At 34.2% G+C, this 20,701-nt stretch carries 12 protein-coding genes; 7 read left to right on the top strand and 5 right to left on the bottom strand.

Annotated elements, in window-relative coordinates:
* Window positions 1-12: 12 nt before the first annotated feature.
* The 4 genes from FLA105534_RS16560 (at window position 13) to rlmB (ending at window position 7,259) form a co-directional block, all read left to right on the top strand.
* Window positions 13-1,446 (top strand): SusD/RagB family nutrient-binding outer membrane lipoprotein, encoded by a 1,434-nt coding sequence (locus tag FLA105534_RS16560; protein WP_173967230.1) that lies wholly within the window; start codon window positions 13-15, stop codon window positions 1,444-1,446.
* Between the two features lie 372 nt (window positions 1,447-1,818).
* A complete protein-coding gene (locus FLA105534_RS16555) occupies window positions 1,819-4,905 on the top strand; it encodes a SusC/RagA family TonB-linked outer membrane protein (RefSeq protein WP_173967229.1) in 3,087 nt (1,028 codons plus the stop codon).
* A 17-nt stretch (window positions 4,906-4,922) separates the two neighbouring features.
* Window positions 4,923-6,437: a SusD/RagB family nutrient-binding outer membrane lipoprotein gene (locus FLA105534_RS16550; RefSeq protein WP_173967228.1), complete on the top strand. Its 1,515-nt coding sequence runs from the start codon at window positions 4,923-4,925 to the stop codon at window positions 6,435-6,437.
* Window positions 6,438-6,524: 87 nt separating this feature from the next.
* A complete protein-coding gene (rlmB, locus tag FLA105534_RS16545) occupies window positions 6,525-7,259 on the top strand; it encodes a 23S rRNA (guanosine(2251)-2'-O)-methyltransferase RlmB (protein ID WP_173967227.1) in 735 nt (244 codons plus the stop codon).
* Between the two features lie 145 nt (window positions 7,260-7,404).
* Here rlmB and FLA105534_RS16540 read toward each other — a convergent pair whose 3' ends face one another.
* The gene (locus tag FLA105534_RS16540) at window positions 7,405-8,169 is read right to left on the bottom strand and encodes a rhomboid family intramembrane serine protease (protein WP_173967226.1); all 765 of its coding nucleotides are present in this window, start codon (window positions 8,167-8,169) and stop codon (window positions 7,405-7,407) included.
* A gap of 218 nt (window positions 8,170-8,387) precedes the next feature.
* Here FLA105534_RS16540 and FLA105534_RS16535 point away from each other — a divergent pair, with 218 nt between their 5' ends.
* The gene (locus FLA105534_RS16535) at window positions 8,388-9,665 is read left to right on the top strand and encodes a replication-associated recombination protein A (protein WP_173967225.1); all 1,278 of its coding nucleotides are present in this window, start codon (window positions 8,388-8,390) and stop codon (window positions 9,663-9,665) included.
* 14 nt (window positions 9,666-9,679) lie between these two features.
* On the opposite strand, the gene FLA105534_RS16530 is transcribed toward FLA105534_RS16535, so the two are convergent.
* Genes FLA105534_RS16530 through radC form a run of 3 tightly spaced genes read right to left on the bottom strand, consistent with a single transcriptional unit; the run spans window position 9,680 to window position 11,856 of the window.
* On the bottom strand, window positions 9,680-10,426 hold the full coding sequence (locus FLA105534_RS16530; RefSeq protein WP_173967224.1) for a hypothetical protein: 747 nt from the start codon (window positions 10,424-10,426) through the stop codon (window positions 9,680-9,682).
* 2 nt (window positions 10,427-10,428) lie between these two features.
* The gene (locus FLA105534_RS16525) at window positions 10,429-11,115 is read right to left on the bottom strand and encodes a YjjG family noncanonical pyrimidine nucleotidase (protein WP_173967223.1); all 687 of its coding nucleotides are present in this window, start codon (window positions 11,113-11,115) and stop codon (window positions 10,429-10,431) included.
* Window positions 11,116-11,118: 3 nt separating this feature from the next.
* Window positions 11,119-11,856 carry a RadC family protein gene (gene radC / locus FLA105534_RS16520; protein ID WP_173967222.1) on the bottom strand — a complete coding sequence of 246 codons (738 nt, stop codon included), beginning with the start codon at window positions 11,854-11,856 and terminating at the stop codon, window positions 11,119-11,121.
* 127 nt (window positions 11,857-11,983) lie between these two features.
* On the opposite strand from radC, the gene FLA105534_RS16515 reads away from it, so the two are divergent.
* Window positions 11,984-12,613, top strand: coding sequence for a DUF1287 domain-containing protein (locus tag FLA105534_RS16515; RefSeq protein ID WP_246253258.1), 630 nt, complete (start codon window positions 11,984-11,986; stop codon window positions 12,611-12,613).
* A gap of 75 nt (window positions 12,614-12,688) precedes the next feature.
* Here FLA105534_RS16515 and FLA105534_RS16510 read toward each other — a convergent pair whose 3' ends face one another.
* Window positions 12,689-14,044, bottom strand: coding sequence for a UDP-N-acetylmuramate--L-alanine ligase (locus tag FLA105534_RS16510; RefSeq protein ID WP_173967220.1), 1,356 nt, complete (start codon window positions 14,042-14,044; stop codon window positions 12,689-12,691).
* Window positions 14,045-14,256: 212 nt separating this feature from the next.
* On the opposite strand from FLA105534_RS16510, the gene FLA105534_RS16505 reads away from it, so the two are divergent.
* Entirely contained in the window at window positions 14,257-20,598 is a 6,342-nt protein-coding gene (locus FLA105534_RS16505) for an alpha-2-macroglobulin family protein (RefSeq protein ID WP_173967219.1), read from the top strand.
* The last annotated feature ends 103 nt before the right edge of the window (window positions 20,599-20,701 follow it).

Below are 20,701 nucleotides of genomic sequence, written 5' to 3'. Positions count from 1 at the left end.
AAAAAAAATCAAATGAAAAATATAAAAATAACAATAACAGCTTTAATGGCTTTATTCTTATTCCAAGCTTGTTCTGAAGACAAAATGGATGAGATAAATAAGAATGTAAACAATCCTGCAGATATGGCTACCCGTTTAATTATTACGGATGTTATGATCAATTCTGCCTTCTCAGTAACAGGTGCTGACAACTCATTCTATGCTGGTTTATACTCTGAACTAAGTGCAGGAAATCACAACCAAATGTACAGAGCACAGATCAGAACAAGCGATCTACAATCATCAACAACTTACAATAACAGCTGGAACAACATTTACAGACAAATAAGAGAGTTGAATATCATTATTGACAAATGTACTGTTGGAGAAGAAAAAGGAAACTTCCAAACATTAGGTGTAGCTCAAATCTTAAAGGCTTATAACACAGCCGTTCTTACTGATCTTTTTGGAGATGTTCCTTACACAGAAGCCACAAAACCGGGAGCAATTTTTCAGCCAAAAGCAGACAAACAAGAGGCTATTTATTTAGATATCTTTAAAAACCTGAATGAAGGTATTGCTAATCTAAACAAAACATCAACATACGCCAGTTTACTCGCACAAGATCCTATTTACAATGGAAACTCAGCAAAATGGATAAAAGCAGCCAATGGACTATTAGCCAGATACACCATGAGATTATCCCTTAGAAAAGCTGATTATCAAGGTGTAATAAACTACGTAAATACTTCTTTTGCTAATGCAGATGACGAACTTAAACTTGTAGGCAAAGGTGTTCCAAATCCTTTCGCTAGATTCGAATTAAACAGAGGTGCTTTATGTGTCGCTAAAAGCTTTTACGATACTATGATTGCTAACGGGCCGACAGACGCTCGTACAGTTTCATTTTTTACAAAAAAGAATGGTGTAGTACGTCCTTTTGACAATTCAATAGAAGACATCGAATTACAAGATACATATTCTATCTCAGCTCTTATGAGTGAAGCAAATCCAATTTACTTGTTAAGCTACCATGAATTATTATTCCTGAAAGCTGAAGCTCAGGCCAGATTAGGTCTACCTGAAGCACAAGCTACTATGAATGATGCCATTAAAGCGGCTTATACTAAAAAACAAGCGGTTACTTTTACGGCATCTCAGGCTAATACTTATACTGCTTCAATAGGAGTATTAACTGGTGATGCTTTATTGAAAAAAATAATGGTAGAAAAACATATTTCTTTCTACGAAAACGAAGGTATCGAATCTTATAACGACATCAGACGTTTACATGCAATGGGTAACGGAAGTTTTATTCCTATGGTAAATCCAAAACCTGAATTGTTCCCACAAAGATTTGCTTACGGTCAATCTGACGTTGTTACGAATTCAAACATTAAGGAGCTTTACGGAGACGGTTCTTATGTATACAAAGAAAAAGTTTGGTGGGCTGGAGGTACTAGATAATAGTATCTTTTAATTCCTAAACAACTCCTAAAAAGGGCATTCATCATAAGATGAGTGCCCTTTTTTCTTATCTACACCTTTCCTAAATATTAAAACAAAACAATCTCTTATATTGTTTTTGAACATTGATAAAAAAAAGAAACAATCTTAATTTCAATTTCCAAAATTTAACATTTCATAAAACTCCAATAATTCTCACTATTATCACATTTTAATCGAAAAATCAACAATACCGCATTAACAGGCGTATTTTAACGCAAAAAAAATACATTCCGTAATAATTAAATAATACGGGTAAAAAAAAAGCTTTTTATATTAGGTAGATTAACAAATAATTAAGATTTTTACCAAACTAATTCAAAACACATAAAAATGAAACTAAAGTTCAATGGATTCTTAGTACTTTTATTAGTACTAGTTGCGCAACTTACTTTTGCGCAAGAAAGAGCTGTTTCTGGAACAGTTTCTGACAATACAGGAATGCCTTTACCGGGTGTTAGTGTACTAGTTAAAGGAACAAAAACAGGAACACAAACAGACTTTGATGGTAAATTTTCTATCAAAGCCTCATCAAATCAAGTTTTGGTATTTAGCTACATCGGGATGAAATCTCAAGAAGTAGCTGCATCTTCAACTTCTGTTAACATAAAGTTAGCCGATAATTCGGTGGAACTTGAAAGTGTAGTCGTAACAGCATTAGGTATTAAAAAATCTGACAAAGCTATCGGTTACGCCACAACAAAAGTATCTGGAAATGATCTTAACAAAGGAAATAACCAAAACCTTGTAAATGGTCTTAGCGGAAAAGTTTCCGGTCTTCAAGTAACTGCTTCAGGAGGTGCTCCAGGCCAAGCAAGTAGATTGGTAATCAGAGGAGGAAACAAATCAATAACAGGAAACAATGAACCTCTTTATGTTATTGACGGAATTCCAATGAGTAATGCCAACGATGGTAACGATAATACTGTAGTAGGATTTAATAGCCCTAACAGAGCCGCTGACATCAACCCAAATGATATTGCAAGCGTAACAGTTCTTAAAGGTGCTGCCGGAGCTGTATTGTATGGAAATCGTGGTTCGAATGGTGTTATCTTAATTACAACAAAAACAGGTTCTGATAAAGCAGGAAAACCTGTAATTGAATTCACTAGTTCCGTAGGAATAGATGATGCTCTTGTTTTACCTGATTTTCAAACTGAATATGCACAGGGATCAAACGGTGTAACTTATCAAGAAGGTACTTCCAGATCATTTGGTCCAAGAATTACAGGACAAACTGTATCAAGCCCTGGAGCAGGTGCAGCTCAAGGATTAGGAGCACAACAAATTCAATTAAAAGTATTTGACCCGAGAAAGCAATTCCTTCAAACAGGAATAACTTATAACAATAATATTTCTCTTTCAAATTCTACTGATGCGTACGATATGTTCGTATCCATTGGACAATCAAAACAAACTTCTATTGTTCCTAATCAAGGATATCAAAAATTCAATGGTCGTTTTAACAGTAACTACAAATTCAGCAGTAGATTTACAGCTGGTGTTAACTTAAGCTACAACGCTTCTGAAGGAGACCTTGCTTATGCGGGACAAGACGGATCTAATCCATTTTTCGCATTATTCCACGCTCCTGTTTCATGGGATTTAAAAGGTTACGGATATGAAAGACCGAACGGAACTCAAATTAACTTCCGTGGAGGAGCTTTTGACAACCCATACTGGACTGTTAACAAAAACTCAGCTCGTACTGATAGCCAAAGATATATTACAGGTTTAAACTTCGCCTTTGATGTAGCTAAAGGCTTCAAGTTAGCTTATCGTCTTGGTAATGACTATTTATCTGACAAAAGAACTCTTTTCAAAGACATCAACACTGGAGGTAATCCACGAGGATATCTAAGTTACGACAATGTTACTCGTCAGGAAACCAACTCTACATTGACTGCTACTTTCAATAAAGATATCACTGATAAGTTTAAAGCCACTTTAACAGCTGGACAAGATTACAACAATAGAACTGTCCAAAATTCAATAATTACCGGAACCGAACTAATTCTTCCAGGAATTATCAATACGAACAACATCAAGACATTCTCTCCTGGATATATTTACAACTCAAGAAGAACATTATTTGGAGTATTTGGAGACTTATCTCTTAGCTATGACAATTATCTTTTCTTAAACGTGGTTGCAAGAAATGAATGGAGCTCAACATTACCAAAAGACAACAGAAGTTTCTTCTACCCAGGAGTAAGTGCTTCTGTAATTTTTACGGATGCATTCAAAATCGAATCTGACGTACTTACATATGGTAAATTACGTGTAGGTGCTTCGAAAACAGGTAGAGATGCTGATGTTTATTTAACACAGCCTGCTTACAGAAAAGGGATATTTGCAGATGGATTTACTACTATAGGAATAGAATTTCCATTTAATAACCTGGCAGGATACACAATCCAAAATACTATTAGTAATGCTAATTTAACTCCTGAATTCACTACAGAATATGAGGTGGGTGTTGAATTAAAATTATTCAAAGATAGAATAGGTTTAGATGCATCATACTTCAGAAACGTGAATACTGATGGTATTATCCCATTAGATATTTCTCCTGCAACAGGTTCAACTGCCACAATTATCAATAGCGGACAAACTAGCTCGAAAGGTTTTGAACTTATGTTAAGAACAACACCTATTCAAACAAAAGATTTCAGATGGGATGTATCTTTCAACTTTAGTAGAATTAGATCACGTGTTGACGAAACTTATCCGGGTGTAGACAGAATTTTCCTTGGTGGGTTTGGCGGAAACCCTGCAATCTTTGCTGTAAAAGGGGAAAGATTAGGTACCATAGTTGGAACGGGGTACGCCAGAGATGCAAACGGAAAAGTATTAGTAGATGACGACGGAATCCCTTCTATATTAGACGGTCAAATTCTTGGCCATACTGAGGCAGATTGGACTGGTGGTCTAAGCACAGCCATTAACTACAAAAATATTTATTTTACAGCACTTGCTGACATAAGACAAGGTGGTTATTTATACAGTGGAACTGGTGAATTGTTAGATTTTTATGGTGTTAGTAAAGAGACATTAAATCGTAACGATGACTATATTTTCCCGGGAGTAAATGCTACTACAGGAGCTGACAATAACGTTGTGGTGAAACGTGATGCAAACTGGTATGGATTAGGCGCTTATCCTAACGAACAATACGTTTACAAAAACAATTGGGTTAAGCTAAGAGAAGTTACTCTTGGATACTCTTTCAAGTTAAAAGACAAATATATTCGTTCTCTGGATCTGGGAGTATATGGTCGTAATTTATTTATCTGGACAGATGTTCCTCATATCGATCCGGAATCGAGCTCTTTTGGAACTGGTAATGCACAAGGTGTTTCCAGATTTGCATTCCCAACTACAAGAACTTTTGGTTTCAACCTAAAAGCGCAATTCTAATACTTAAATTAATGAAAATGAAAAAAATTGACAACAAATATTTTAAGCGAATATTTCATATCGGCTTAATTACATTGGCGGCGGTATTTGTATCTTGTGAAAATGAGTTAGACATAAACAATGACCCAAACAACCCAACAGAAGTTCCATTTGTAACATTATTATCAGCTGCAGAAGTTAACTTAGCTTATACTCTTGGCGGAGACGGGACAAGAATGCCTGCAAGTATTGTACAGCATTATTCCGGACATAGAGGGCAGCCTTTAAATTTTGGACAGTACAACATCACATCAGGAGACACTGATGGTTTATGGGCAAGTCTCTACGATGTATTAATAGATTTAAGGTCAATTGAAGATCAAACTAAGATTTCAGGTGACAATCTTACTCTTGGTATTTCCAGGGTTCTTCAAGTTTATACTTTCAGTGTTGCAACAGATATATTCGGAGACATCCCGTATACCGAAAGCTTAAAAGGGCTAGCAAACATTACACCTGCCTATGATAAACAAGAAACAATTTACCCTGCATTACTTATTGTTTTAGATCAGGCAATTGTAAACATAAAAAGCAATGCCGGTGTTAATCCTGGATCGGCTGACTTAATATATGGTGGTAATGTAACCCAATGGGAAGCATTTGCTAATTCCTTAAAATTAAGATTACTTAATCATCTTAGTAAAAGAAATCCAACACAAGCGCTGACCTTTTTACAAACCAACCCATTACTAATTACCCGTAGTACAACAACTACAACGAATAATGCGCAAGTGAAGTTTACAGACATCGCTACAGGTGCAAACCCTATTTATCAATTTGATGTATTATCAGGTAGAAAAGATCAGGCAGTATGTAGCACCCTTGTTGACAACATGAAAGCTTTAAGCGATCCTAGACTTACTTTATACTTCTTACCTGTTAAAAACAACGGATCAGGTTTAAAGGGACAATACTTAGGTAACCTTCCGGGTCAGGATTTAGACGATTCAGGAGAAAATCTATTTTCTCGTGTAGGCCCAGCTTACGCTTCAATTAACTCACCTGTTACTTTTATTAGTGCAGCAGAAGTAGAATTTATTAAGTCTGAAATTTATTTTAGGGCTGGTGACCTTGCAAAATCAAAAACGGCATATGAACAAGCCATAACAAATGACTGTAATGCTGTAGAAGATAATGTAAAAGCAGCAAAAATAGAGCCTTTTATTGAAGCTGGTATAGATCACATCGTAAATAGTGACATAGCAACTTATATTGCTAACCCTTCGGTAGCTTACAACAATACATTGCAAAGAATCATGAACCAAAAATGGATCGCGATGTATCAAGCATCTTATGAGTCATTTGTCGACTGGAGAAGAACAGGGTTCCCTGTTTTAACTCCTCCTGCCACTAACCGTACCAATGGAGTTACTCCAAGAAGATTACCATATCCTCAAAAAGAAATTAATGTTAACGGTGCTTCTTTAGCTGCTGGACCTGGAGTTCCGATTCCTTATGTTACATTAACAACAAAAGTGTGGTGGGATAATTAATCCTGATACATTTATAAACCTATTAAAACCACTCAGTTCAGTCAGAGTGGTTTTTTTTTATCCCAACATTATACCTATATTTGTCCCATGGAAAAAGAACATCAAATATTTGGAATTAGAGCCATTATAGAAGCCATTCAGGCAGGAAAAGAAGTTGATAAAGTATTTATTCAAAAAGAGATTTCCGGAGAACTAATGAAAGATCTAATGAAAGTGATGAAACGCGCTAACATTAATTTCTCGTATGTACCTGTAGAAAAACTAAATCGCCTAACTCCAAATAATCACCAGGGAGCAGTAGCAACCATCTCCCCTATTGGTTTTATAGAATTGGAACATTTAGTTGAATCAACAATTGAATCAGGATCAAAACCTTTATTTTTAATACTGGATCAAATTTCAGACGCAAGAAATTTTGGTGCCATTATCAGAACTGCTGAATGCACCGGCGTAAACGGAATCATTGTACAGAAAGCAGGTTCGGCTCCGGTAAACGGAGACACTGTTAAAACTTCGGCAGGAGCAGTATTTAATGTTCCTATTTGCAAAGTTGAACACATTAAAGATGCAATTTTTTATCTTCAGGGATCAGGAATCAAAACGGTTGCGGCAACTGAAAAAACGGATCAGAACATATACGACATTGCATTAAATGAACCAGTAGCTATCATTATGGGGTCTGAAGACAGGGGTATAAATCCTTCTGTGCTAAAAATTGTAGACGAAAAAGCAAAATTACCTATGTTTGGATCAATTGGATCTTTGAATGTTTCTGTTGCCTGCGGTGCATTTTTGTATGAAGCTGTTCGCCAGAGAAGTTAAATAATATAAAGAATTGAGAATTATGATGACAAATTAATGTCTTCAAAATATACTCCTAAATACTCTTTCTTAAACCTGTAGCTTAATTGTATTACTGTTAATTACAAACTTAAGCTACGGGTAAAATAAACATTTTCACCCAACACTACCTATCCTCCTCAACCTCAGACTTTGTCAAAATATAGTTAACCGAAACATCCGAATTAAAATAAGTCACTAATACTTCCTGCTCGTCCTCTACAATCTCTGTATTTACGAAATTTCCATTTTCATCGAAATGCTTCATGAAAGGATCTTCTTCAGGATTAAAATCCGGTTTCTGCCATTCATAGACAATAGGCTTTGCGTACTCCGGAGTTTTATACATTAAAGACATTGCAAATCCGGTAATAAAACCTGCCAAATGTCCTTCCCAGGAAATGGTTTTATCTACCTCCGGAAACACGTACCAAATCATTCCGCCATAGAGCAAAATAACCGATAGTGAAAGTGCAACCAGCCGATAATAGCCTGTTTGTATCCCTTTAAAGAAAATAAAACTTACCAAAACATAAATCAATCCGCTGGCACCTATATGAAAGTTTTCGCGACCAATAATCCAAGTTATGAATCCTGAAAACAATATACCATAAGCGATAACCGCAAAGGATTGCTTTGGATAAAAAAATTGTAGTGCTGCTAATAATACCAGAAGCGGTATGGAATTGTTGTATAAATGACTCAAATTCTCATGAATAAAAGGACTGAACAAGACACCTTGCAGACCTAAAAAATCCCGAGGATAAATACCATACTGATAAAAGTCAAAATCAAAACGGATCTGAACCCAGTAAACAATCCACAAAAAAAGAACAAAAAATACCGGAAGTCCTATAACTGAAGTCGTAAATTTAAAGTGGTTGTCGTTCATAATTTATCAGTTAATTTTAAATGATCACATCAAAAAACTATCCAATTACGATTTACTGATAATTTGTCAGTTGACAATAACATTCTCAAATGCCTTTTTAGCCCTGATGGGAGCGGCATCCTTTTGTATCCGCCGCGGCGGAGGCAAAAGATAAAGCAGACAGCAGGAATAGCTTCTAAAAACTATAAAATTAAAACTGAAAATAGTAATTTTACAAAATGGAAGCACCTTTAGCCGAGCGTATTCGCCCACAACATTTAGAAGATTATATCAGTCAGAGTCACTTGGTTGGACCAAATGGATCCTTAACGCAGCAAATTTCGAAAGGAATCATTCCGTCATTAATTTTCTGGGGACCACCGGGAACTGGAAAAACTACTTTGGCACAAATCATTGCACAAGAATCAAAACGACCTTTTTATATACTGAGTGCCATAAATTCAGGTGTAAAAGACATTCGTGATGTAATCGAAAAAGCCAAACAAAGCGGTGGACTGTTTACAGCTAAAAATCCTATTTTATTTATTGACGAGATACATCGTTTCAGCAAGTCACAACAAGATTCGCTTTTGGCTGCTGTCGAAAAAGGTTGGATTACACTTGTTGGCGCGACGACAGATAACCCAAGTTTTGAGGTCATTCCTGCATTATTGTCACGTTGCCAGGTTTACGTACTTAACGCGTTCACAAAAGCTGATCTAGAGGCTCTACTGCACCGTGCTATAAAAACAGACACTTATTTAGCTTCTAAAAACATTACCTTAAAAGAAACTGAGGCTTTGCTCCGACTTTCTGGAGGAGATGGACGAAAATTGCTCAATATTTTTGAACTTGTCATTAATGCATCGGCAGGTGATGAAATAATTATTACCAACGATCGTGTTTTCGAATTGGTTCAACAAAATACCGTTTTATATGATAAAAGTGGAGAACAGCATTATGATATTGTTTCTGCCTTTATAAAATCTATTCGCGGCAGTGATCCGAATGGGGCTGTTTATTGGCTGGCCAGAATGATTGAAGGTGGTGAAGATGTGAAATTTATTGCCCGAAGAATGCTTATTCTCTCCAGTGAGGATATTGGAAATGCTAATCCGACTGCCTTTATCATGGCTAACAATACCTTTCAGGCAGTAACGACAATTGGCTATCCGGAAAGCAGAATTATACTAAGTCAATGTGCTATTTATCTGGCGACCTCTCCTAAAAGTAATGCCTCGTACATGGCTATTGGCAATGCACAGCAATTGGTAAAACAAACCGGAGATTTACCAGTTCCTATTCACTTAAGAAATGCACCAACCAAGCTTATGAAAGAGCTCGGTTATGGCGATGATTATAAATATTCGCACGATTATGCCAATAATTTTGCTGAGCAGGAATTTTTACCTGATGCTATAAAAGAAACGGTTCTTTACAATCCTGGGCACAATTCAAGAGAGAATAGCAACCGCGAATTTTTAAAGAACCGCTGGAAAGATAAATACGGCTATTAAAGCCGTATCGTATTTTAGAATTTTACTGAAATTTTTTCAGAAACTAACTGATCATTTTTATAGTACTCAAAAAACCATTGATTATCTTTTGCATTCAAAGATCCCTGAACACCATCTTTTATAGCTATAAACGAGTCAGGACGTGATGTTTTTAACAACTTCATAACTACTTTTGGTGTTTTATCAATTAACTGATAACCATTTTCTGTTGGCTGAGCATACAACAAATTAGGATCTTTCATATCGGCTACCGGAGCTACTTCTACAACTTTCGTTGCAACAGCTGATGCCGTTAGCGGAGTAGCAGGAATCGAAGTTTTTGCTGTATTGGCACTTTTACCGCTATATTTATAACGCAAAGCATTTATCGAAACAAATGCAAGATCAAGACACTCTCTGTAAGCCGTTTCATACTCTTTCTCTTTACTTTTTCCTATTGCTGATGTAAAAATTACTTTACCATAACAATCTTTAAATTCCACAAAAAGCTTAGTGATTAAAAACCCACTTTCTTTCTTCACATCGGCATATAAAAGATCACAACGATCACCAAAGCCTTCCGGCAACACCTCATTAGCATAAAAAGCCTGAAAACCGGCTTTGTTTAAATTTGCCTTTGTCATTGTTGACGTTCTATACTGGTTTTCTGTTTTAAGAAAATCATATTTTAGCGGCACAATAACAGCTTTATAATCATTAACCGATTGTGAAAATCCGATAACTGATGTAAGAAATGCAAGCAACAAAAATTTTATTCTCATAATTATAAATATTTTTTAAGTTCTAATAAATGGTTCACTTGTTTAATATTTTGCGGTGCTTCGATTCTTTTTTCATTAAAAAAAATAGCATCCAGACCTGCATTTAATGCGCCATTGACATCGGCATCAAGACAATCACCAATCATAATGCTACTCTCTTTCGAAGCTTTTGCAATGTTTATCGCATAATCAAAGATAATAATATTTGGTTTTTTCACACCCGCCAATTCAGAATTTGTTATAGTTTCAAAATAACCCGAAAGTGCGGCATTATTAATTTTCTTATCCTGAACATTTGCAAAACCGTTGGTTATGATGTGCAATTTATATTTGGGTTTCAGATATTCTAAAACTTCAATTGCTCCTTCGAAAAGGTGATTATTATCGGTTAAAAACTCGATATAATCATTGGCAATTTCATTGATGCTTTCATCTGAAATGACATAATTCAAAGCATCAAAAGAAAACTTCAATCTATTGTAATGCAACTCCAGATGTGTTATTTTATCGTTTTGATACAATTTCCAACATGCTTGATTTATTGGAGCATATTTCTCAATAAAGTCCTGTGTTTTAATCTCGGGATATTTACTTTTAAAAATTCGATCAAAAGCCATTTCAGAGTTTTTATCAAAATCCCAAAGTGTGTGATCTAAATCAAAAAAGACATCGGTAATAGTGGTATTCATAATTTATAAAATTCCTTGATCTACAAAACTATAATATTTTGTTTCAGTAATAATCAAATGATCCAAAACTTTAACATCTAAGCTCTCGCCAGCTAATTTTATTTTTTTTGTAATCTTTTTATCGGCATCACTCGGCTCCAAATTTCCCGATGGATGATTATGACACAAAATCAATCCGGTAGCACCAATTTCAAGTGCTAATTTAAAAACAATACGCACATCGACAATGGCTCCCGTAATTCCACCTTTACTTAACTGGGATTTAGAAATTACTTTATTTGAATTATTCAGAAAAAGCACCCAAAATTCTTCGTGCGGTAACTCTCCAATTATGGGTTGCATAATATCAAAGACTATTTTACTGGAAGTGATTTTAGCAAACTGGGCAGCATCCTCCGATCTTCGTCTGCGTCCTAGCTCTAGAGCTGCAATAATTGCAATCGCCTTAGCCTCTCCTATTCCTTTGTATTTTAGCAACTGCGTAATCGATAGTTTCCCTAAAGCATTGAGACTATCAACACTCACCAGAATTCTCCGACTAAGATGTACTGCCGATTCATTTCGACTACCTGAGCGAATTAACAGTGCGATTAATTCAGCATCACTCAAAGCTTCTTTACCTTTACGTATCAATTTCTCGCGAGGACGATCTTCTTCAGACCAATCTGTTATAGGAAAATAAGTTGCTACAAAATCTTGAGCCTCACTTGTTGTTTTTACAACTTTCACACTTGCATTCATTTTACAATACTCTTAGATGGCTAATATATAAAAAATAAGAAAAATCATTCATATGAAACAACATTAATCTCAAATTAATTTATTTCAATTAAGCTCACAGCTCGCAAAAATGTTTTATTTTAAATGCATGAAAATAATGTGTATTTTTCCTATCCTCTTCCTACTCTTCGCCTGCAACCAAAAAGAGCGAAAAAGCATTGTGACAGAAAGTTTGTCATCTGCAGCTTCAAACACTTTTTCTGAAAGATTATCCAATGCGGCATTATTAATTATTGATTCCTCAATAGACTATGACCCCACCTACTTTTCAATAAAATACCCGAATGGAGATATTCCTTCGAACAAAGGAGTCTGTACAGATGTTATAATTCGCTCTTATCGAAAATTAAATATTGATCTACAAAAAGAAGTACATGAAGATATGGTTACAAATTTCGAAGCATATCCGTCTTTACAAAAGTGGGGACTGACTTCAACCGACACCAATATAGATCATCGAAGAGTTCCAAATTTAGAAGTTTTCTTTGAACGAAAAGGTAAAAAGCTTCCTGTCACTCAAGATGCAAATGATTATAAAACAGGTGAAATTGTCACCTGGCTAATTAACAACAAACTAGACCATATTGGAATTGTTACCAGTAAAAAATCAGCAGACGGAAAACGCAACTTAATTGTCCACAATGTTGGTAGCGGGCAAGTTCTTGAAGACTGTTTGTTTCGGTATAAAATTACCGGACATTATAGCTATTGGAAATAAACATCCGCAAAAAAATCTAAAAAAAAATGCCAACTGCAAAATTGCAATTGGCATATTATCTAATTTTCAAATTGACTAATTAATCAGCCCTTTTACGTCATCAAAATTCAAACCTCCGTAATTTCCAGAACTCATTAGCAATAATGCCGAATTTTCAAGATTCAAATTGAACAGATATTCTTTGAACTCAGCAGGATTTGTATAAATAATCAAATCTTCGCGATTAAAAGAATTTGCAATTTGTTCGTAAGTAACTTCTTCTAGTTGTTTAATTTTTACGGCATCAGGCGAATAGAATACTACCGCTACATCTGCATATTCAAGAGCTCCTTCGTATTCTTTGAGAAACTCTGCATTCAAACTGCTATAGGTATGCAATTCCAGACAAGCTACTAAAGTTCTGTTTGGATATTGCTCTTTTACTGCTTTTGTAGTCGCAGCGACTTTACTTGGGGAGTGTGCAAAATCCTTGTACGCTACTTTTCCTTTTCCTTCAGCAATTTTCTCCAATCGTTTTGAAGCTCCTTTAAAACTGGCAATTGCTTCGTAAAAATCAGCTTCATCAACACCCATGTTCTGACAAATCCATTTGGCTCCCGCCAGATTGTTCAAATTATGTGCTCCAAAAACTTCAATTGGCATATCGCCTTCGGGAGTTTCTAATAAAGTTACTCCATCACTTACTGTATACTTTGGTGTAGAATAGGCTAATTTTCGAATCGGGTTTGTAGCGGCTTCCGCAACACGTTTTACTTCCGGATCATTTTCGTTGTAAACCAAAATACCTCCATTTGTAATTTTCCCAATAAAAATTTCAAATTGCTCAACATAATTCTCATACGTTGGAAACACATTGATATGATCCCATGCAATTCCTGAGATCAAAGCAATATTAGGTTGATACAAATGAAATTTTGGACGTCTGTCTATTGGAGAAGATAAATACTCATCCCCTTCCAAAACCATAAAATCATTCTCTTCAGTAAGATGCACCATAGTGTCAAAACCTTCCAACTGTGCTCCAACCATATAATCGACTTCAATATTATGATAATGCATTACGTGCAAAATCATCGAAGTTATTGTTGTTTTTCCGTGAGAGCCTCCAATTACCACTCGGGTTTTATTCTTAGACTGCTCGTACAAAAATTCCGGATAAGAATAAATTTTCAAACCTAATTCCTGCGCTTTTAGCAACTCCGGATTATCCGCTTTCGCATGCATTCCGAGGATTATGGCATCAATATCAGCAGTGACTTTTTCAGGAAACCAACCCAGTTCAACCGGTAAGATTCCCTTTTTTTCCAATCTTGATTTTGAAGGTTCAAAAATAGCATCATCACTTCCTGTAACCTGATATCCTTTATTGTGCAATGCAAGTGCTAAATTGTGCATGGCGCTTCCGCCTATGGCGATGAAATGTGTTTTCATTGAATACGTTAAATCGTTTGTTTGTTGAACTGTTTATTCGATAAAACGAAAATAGAATTCAACGCTTAAATCGGTTAATTATTTTTCAAAAATAAGGAATTATAAAATGTCTCATTTGCTTTTAAGGATAAATTAGTAATTTGTACAAAATTTATTAGAGTACTCTCCCAACCTTTAATAAAAAACAACACTCTCTTTATTAAAACTAACTTATGAAAAATATACTATTTGTTTTCTTACTGCTTTCAACCGCATTATTTGCACAGCAAAATGACAAAAAATGGATAAAAGTTTCATCTTACGAAAATAATGGTAAAATCAAATCTGCCTCTAAAGTTGTAAATCAGATCTATAAAAAAGCGGTTGCGCAGAAAGATGAAGTACAAATGATAAAATGTTTCTTTTATCAATCGAAATATTTGCAGGTAGTTGACGAAAATGCTAAAAAGAAAATTTTAATTAATCTTAAAACGGATATTAATCGTGTCTCTATCCCTTCAAAAGCAATTTTAAACTTGGTTTATGCGAAATGTCTAAATGAATATTCAGATGAAGAGTATGTAGCTTTTACTGTTGATAAGACTGCAGCTATTATCGAAGAAGAAGCGTATGCTGTAGCTGATAGTGTTGTGATTCCTTCAATTGAAGACTACAATCTTCAGTCTGATAAATTGACAGCCGAAAAAGAAATCATAACCATTCTGGAAAAAACATTAGAAAATAAAAGTGTTTTAAAGGCAACTCCTTTAATAAAATATCAGGCAATTTTTGAATTTTTAACGATCGAAAAATTAAAAACTGAAAACTTGTATGATTATCTCCTGAAAGAAAACATCTATTTTTTTAGTAACAAATCTCATCCATGGCAAGCTGAAAGCAGTGAAATTGAAAACCATAAAAATGAGCTTTTAGGAAATTCCGCAGATTTTTTAAAGTTTAATTTAAATATAATAACAGAAGAAAATCTTAAAAAGATTTTGGAACTGCATCAAAAACTGGAATTAAGTAACCCATCTTTAGAAAATCAATTTGACCGAATTATTTACTGCAGTGATTTCCTTCCACAATCTAAAGATGACCTCAAAAAAGTTTTAGATAAACTTGAGAAAGAATCCAATGACATAATTCTTACACAAAAAATTTTATTAAAAAAAGCTGAAATTCTAGCTGACCAGGCATCAAAAGAATTACATCCTGATTATAATATTGAAGCTGTAAAAATATATGATAGCATTATAAAACTAAATAGCGAAACTAATACGGCGCAATCTGCTTTGGACGAAAAGCGAAACATTACCTCAAAATCACTAAGCGTTGAACTTCAAAAATACAGTTACAACAATGAGAACACAAGAGCATCAATTACTTACAAAAACATAGATCGTTTAAATATCTCTTTTTATAAAATAGATCAGAAAAAGATAAAAGAATTAACAGCCGAATCTCAATACAACCAGGATAGTATCAGTGAAATAATTATAAAGAACAAAAACAAAATTGCGTTTAGAGAATATCAGCTTCAAAATAAAAAAGATTATTTTCAATACACAACAGAAGTCCTTTTACCAAATCTGGAAACAGGCAGTTATTTAGTTTATTTTGAAAGTGATTTAAATACCCTGGATGAAAAAACTTATGCATTTCAAACTATTACAATTTCTAATTTAAGTATTCTCGCATCTCAGGAAGATAATAAGAAAAACTTTCAGGTTCTGAATAGAAAAACCGGAAAACCTCTTGAAAATGTAACAATCAAAACATCTCGTTACAATCTTAAAACAGATCTAAACGGATTGGCTTCTTACACAGAGACAAATATTAATTATGATGAAGATAAAGATGATGAAGATAAAGATGATGAAAATGAAAATCATATTGAATTTTCATTACAAAATGACACCATTACAATTGAGGAAAACTATATTCGACATACAATACAATACACCCAAAAAGAAGATAATACCTTTAATGGCAAAGTAGAATTTTACCTGGACCGAGCTATTTATCGTCCTGGACAAACCGTTTATTATAAAGGAATCGCAATTCAAAAGAAAAAAAGCAAAACAAGCACTGTCTCAAATACTACTTTTAAAATTTTAGTGAAGGATACAAATTATCAAATCTTTAAAGAATTTGAAATTATTACTAACGAATTCGGTTCATTTTCAGGAGAATTCATACTACCTAAAAACAGTTTGACAGGTAATTTCAATATTTATGCAGTTAAACCTGATGAGGCTACAAAGGAAGATATTGATTTAAAGAACAGACCAAATTTAACCTTTTGGGATAGCGTAATACTTGAAAGCTCACAAACTAATTTTAAAGTCGAAGAATACAAACGTCCAAAGTTTAAAGTAGATTTTGACCCTAAAAAAGAAAACTATCAGGTCAATCAATCTATAAAAGTAAAGGGAACCGCAAAAGCATTTTCCGGAAGCAATATTTCTGACTCAAAAGTTACTTATAAAGTAAATAGATTTACAAATTATTATAGAAATTATTATGGACAAGAACAAAATGAAACCATAGCAACCGGCGAAACTAAAACAGATGCTTCAGGAAAATTCGTGATTGAATTTATTGCAAAACCTTCACAAAATGCGATAAAAGAACAATTGCCTATTTTCAATTATAGAATTATTGCTGATGTTACTGATGTTAATGGCGAAACTCATACTTCTGAAACAATCATTAAAGTAGGGTTTCATGACTTGATTATTAATGCGAACATTCCAAGTCAAATTGAAACAAAAAACAAAAATGAAGTTACACTTACGAGCACTAATTTAAACGGAGAATTTTTAGCAGCAAAAGGAGACTTTAAATTATACTTTCTAAGTCCATTGTCTACTAAATTCAAGGAACAAATCTGGTTCAAACCAGAAATAGAAACCATTTCAGAATCTGATTTTGAAAAACTATTTCCATATGAAATTCGCGAGACTAAAACAGATAAAACAAACGAAACTTTATTGTTTTCAAAAAAAGTAGATACCGAGAAAGACAAAAAAATAACTCTTGATTTTATTTCAAATTACAAATCAGGGAATTACAAAATTGTTTTCTCTGCAAAAGACACCTTTAATAATCCGATAGAATCGGTTTCTACTTTTGAAGTCAAGCAAAGCAAAGACAAATTTAATCCAAGTAAATTATTTACTGCAGAACAAATTAACGCTGATCCTAAAAAAGATGGCTTTGTCGAAATTAAGCTCTCTTCTGTAATTCCCGATTTATATATTATTACAAGCGGAAATTATGGTAATCTAAACTATTTCGAAAACACATATCATATAGAAAATAATGAACTAACGATCAAAGTTCCTTTAAAGAAAGAATTCGAAAAATCGATTCGCTTAAGTTTTCAAAGCATTTTTGAGAACGAAATTTTTAATGATGAGCTGGAAATACCTTTAAAAACAGAAGAATCTAAACTAGAATTGCTAATAGAAAGTTTTAGAAATAAAATTGAACCGGGAAGTAATGAAACGTGGTCGTTTCAATTAAAATCAATTAACACAAAAACTGAGGCCGAAGTACTAGCCTCAATGTATGATAGTTCACTAGATCAATTTACTAAAAGAGACTGGAATATTTTAAATTTAAATAATTACCGATACAATACATCAAACATAAAATCAGGTTTAGGTTTCGAAAAAATGCATTCTTATTTAAAAAACATAAATAGAGTATTACATATGCATAAATACTTTCAGGAAGAAACACAATTAAACTGGTTTGGTTTTGGCTTCAATAATAGTCGATACGGAGATTCGCTCCATATAACCGGAGTAGAGATTAGAGACAAAAAAATAGGGACCGAAACGATTAAGGGAGATCCTGATGCTGTTTTAACCATTGATGAACCTGTAGGAGCGGGAGCTCCCGTTGCTATTCTTGCAGAACAATCGGTTAAAATTGACCAAGTAAAATTTATAAAACCTGAATATTCTCAAACCAATAAAACTAAATTTATTACTGGAAAAAAAACAATAAAAGGGTTGACATCTTTGGTTATGGGTGAATCTACACTATATGTAGTTGATGGGGAAATTTCTAACGAAGAAACTGTAAAAAATCTGAGCTCCTCAGAAATAATTTCAATTAACACATTAAAAGCCGACATAGCAACTGCACTTTATGGAAGAAAAGCCGTAAACGGAGCCATAATCATTACCACCAAAAAAGCCTTAGAAGCCTTAACACAAGTAAAAACTAGAAAAAATCTTTCTGAAACCGCTTTCTTTTTACCTAATTTAAAAACAGATTCTACCGGAAAAGTAAGTTTCAACTTTACATCTCCGGAAGCTTTAACTTCTTGGAAACTTCGTTTATTGGCTCACAATAAAGATGCTGTTTCCGGTTATTTAGAGAAAAGCGTCATTACTCAAAAGGAATTAATGGTTCTGCCGAATTTCCCTCGCTACCTCAGAGAAAAAGATACTATAGTAATTAGTGCTAAAATTTCGAATGTTACTGCCGAAGCAAAAACCGGAATCGCCAGTTTACAATTTTTTGATGCTGTAACCATGCAGCCCATCGACGCCAAAATGCTTAACGCGAAAAATGTTAGAAATTTTAATGTCGCTGCTTTTGGAAATACAACCGCAACCTGGACGATTTCTGTTCCAGAAGGTTTGCAAGGCGTTCAATATAAAATTCTGGCTAAATCAGGTAATTTTTCTGATGGAGAAGAAAACATGCTTCCGGTTTTGACAAACAATATGCTTGTTACAGAGAGTATTCCTATCTGGGTTCGTGAAAACTCAACAAAAGAATATACGTTTAACAACCTAAAAAACAACAATTCAACAACTTTAAAGAATCACCAATTTACATTCGAATATACTTCGAATCCATCTTGGATAGCCATTCAATCTTTGCCTTATTTAATGGAGTACGAGCATGAATGTGCGGAACAAACTTTTGCCCGTTTTTATGCCAATGCTTTGGCTTCGGAGATTATTTCAAATAATCCGAAGATTGCAACTGTTTTTGAAAATTGGAGAAAAAATGGACAACTAACGTCTAAACTAGAAGAAAATGAAGAATTAAAATCGATTATTCTTGCTGAAACTCCGTGGCTAAATGATGCGCAAAGCGAAGATGAAAAGAAAAAGAATCTTGCACTTTTGTTTGATCTGGAGAAAATGAAAACTTCTCAAGAGGTCACTTTCGAAAAATTAAAACAAAAACAAAAAGCATCCGGAGGATTTTCATGGTTTGAAGGAAGCGATGAAAGCGAATACATTACCAGACATATTCTGGCAGGTTTAGGTCATTTATCAAAGTTGACTAAAACCAGTGATGACGATAAGATAGACCAAATTGCAAAAACGGGGATTCCGTTTTTAGACAATAAATTTTTAGAATACTATAAAAACAGAACCAAAGATTTAAAACCTGCGGAAAAGCTAATTTGGATCAACCCATATTCTGATCTTCATTATTTATATACCAGAAGTTTTTATCTAGAGAAATATCCGCTTTCAGACACTTTAAAGAAAGCCACCAAACTTTATTTGGAAGCAGCTAAAAAAGATTGGCTAAACTATTCTATTTATGAAAAAGGACTGGCTGCATTAACTCTGAATCGTTTTGGAGAAAAAGAAACCGCTAAAAAAATAGTAGAAAGTCTTAAAGAAACATCTTCAAACAACGAAGATTGGGGAATGTACTGGATTGCCAATAAAGCAGGTTGGAATTGGTATCAGGCACCTATTGAAACTCAATCTCTATTAATTGAGGCTTTCGCCGAAGTAAATCAGGACACCAAATCAGTAGATGCAATGAAAGTATGGCTATTAAAAAATAAACAAACCAAAAATTGGCCAACGACTAAATCTACTACCGAAGCTGTTTATACTTTATTAATGCAAGGCACAGACTGGCTTACTGTAAAAGACAATACTGTTATAAAATTAGGAGACCAAAAAATTCTAACTAAAAAATTGGCTGAAAATGAAAAAGAAGCTGAAACCGGTTATATCAAACTAAACTGGAATGCCGATGAAGTTAAAAAAGATATGGCTTCAATCACTATTCAAAACAAATCAAAAGTCCCTGCATTTGGCGGAGCTTACTGGCAGTACTTTGAAGACTTGGATAAAATTAAAACCAATTCAGGATCAGTTCTATCCGTTTCGAAGGAATTATATCTAAAGAAAAGTACATTAAAAGGAGATCAATTAGAAAAGATCACTTCTAAAAACTCTTTAAAAATCGGAGATTTAGTTACGGTTCGATTAATCATTACGTCAAAAGAAGACACAGAATATATTCATTTAAAAGACATGAGAGCTTCTTGTTTTGAACCCGTAACTGTGCTTTCTCAATATCAGTATAAAGATCGTTTGGGTTACTATATGAGTACAAAGGATGCAGCAACTCACTTTTTCTTTGACCGAATCAATAAAGGAACTTATGTTATAGAATATGATATAAGAGTAAACAACAGCGGAGAATTCTCTAATGGGATTACAACAATTCAAAGTATGTATGCCCCAGAATTTACAAGTCATACTAAAGGAATTAGAGTAAAAGTGAATTAACAACCTGAATAAATTCCAAAAAATAAAATCCCAAATTTCAAAAGAATGTTGCAAAGAATTTCCGCCACGAATTTTATTTAATTAATCCGTGAATTCGTGGCGA

Origin of the sequence: Flavobacterium collinsii (genome assembly GCF_902804485.1) — a bacterium.
In the GTDB taxonomy this organism is placed as follows: Bacteria; Bacteroidota; Bacteroidia; order Flavobacteriales; family Flavobacteriaceae; genus Flavobacterium; species Flavobacterium collinsii.
Note: the sequence above shows the minus strand (reverse complement) of the source record. Positions and strands in the feature narration are given on the sequence as shown.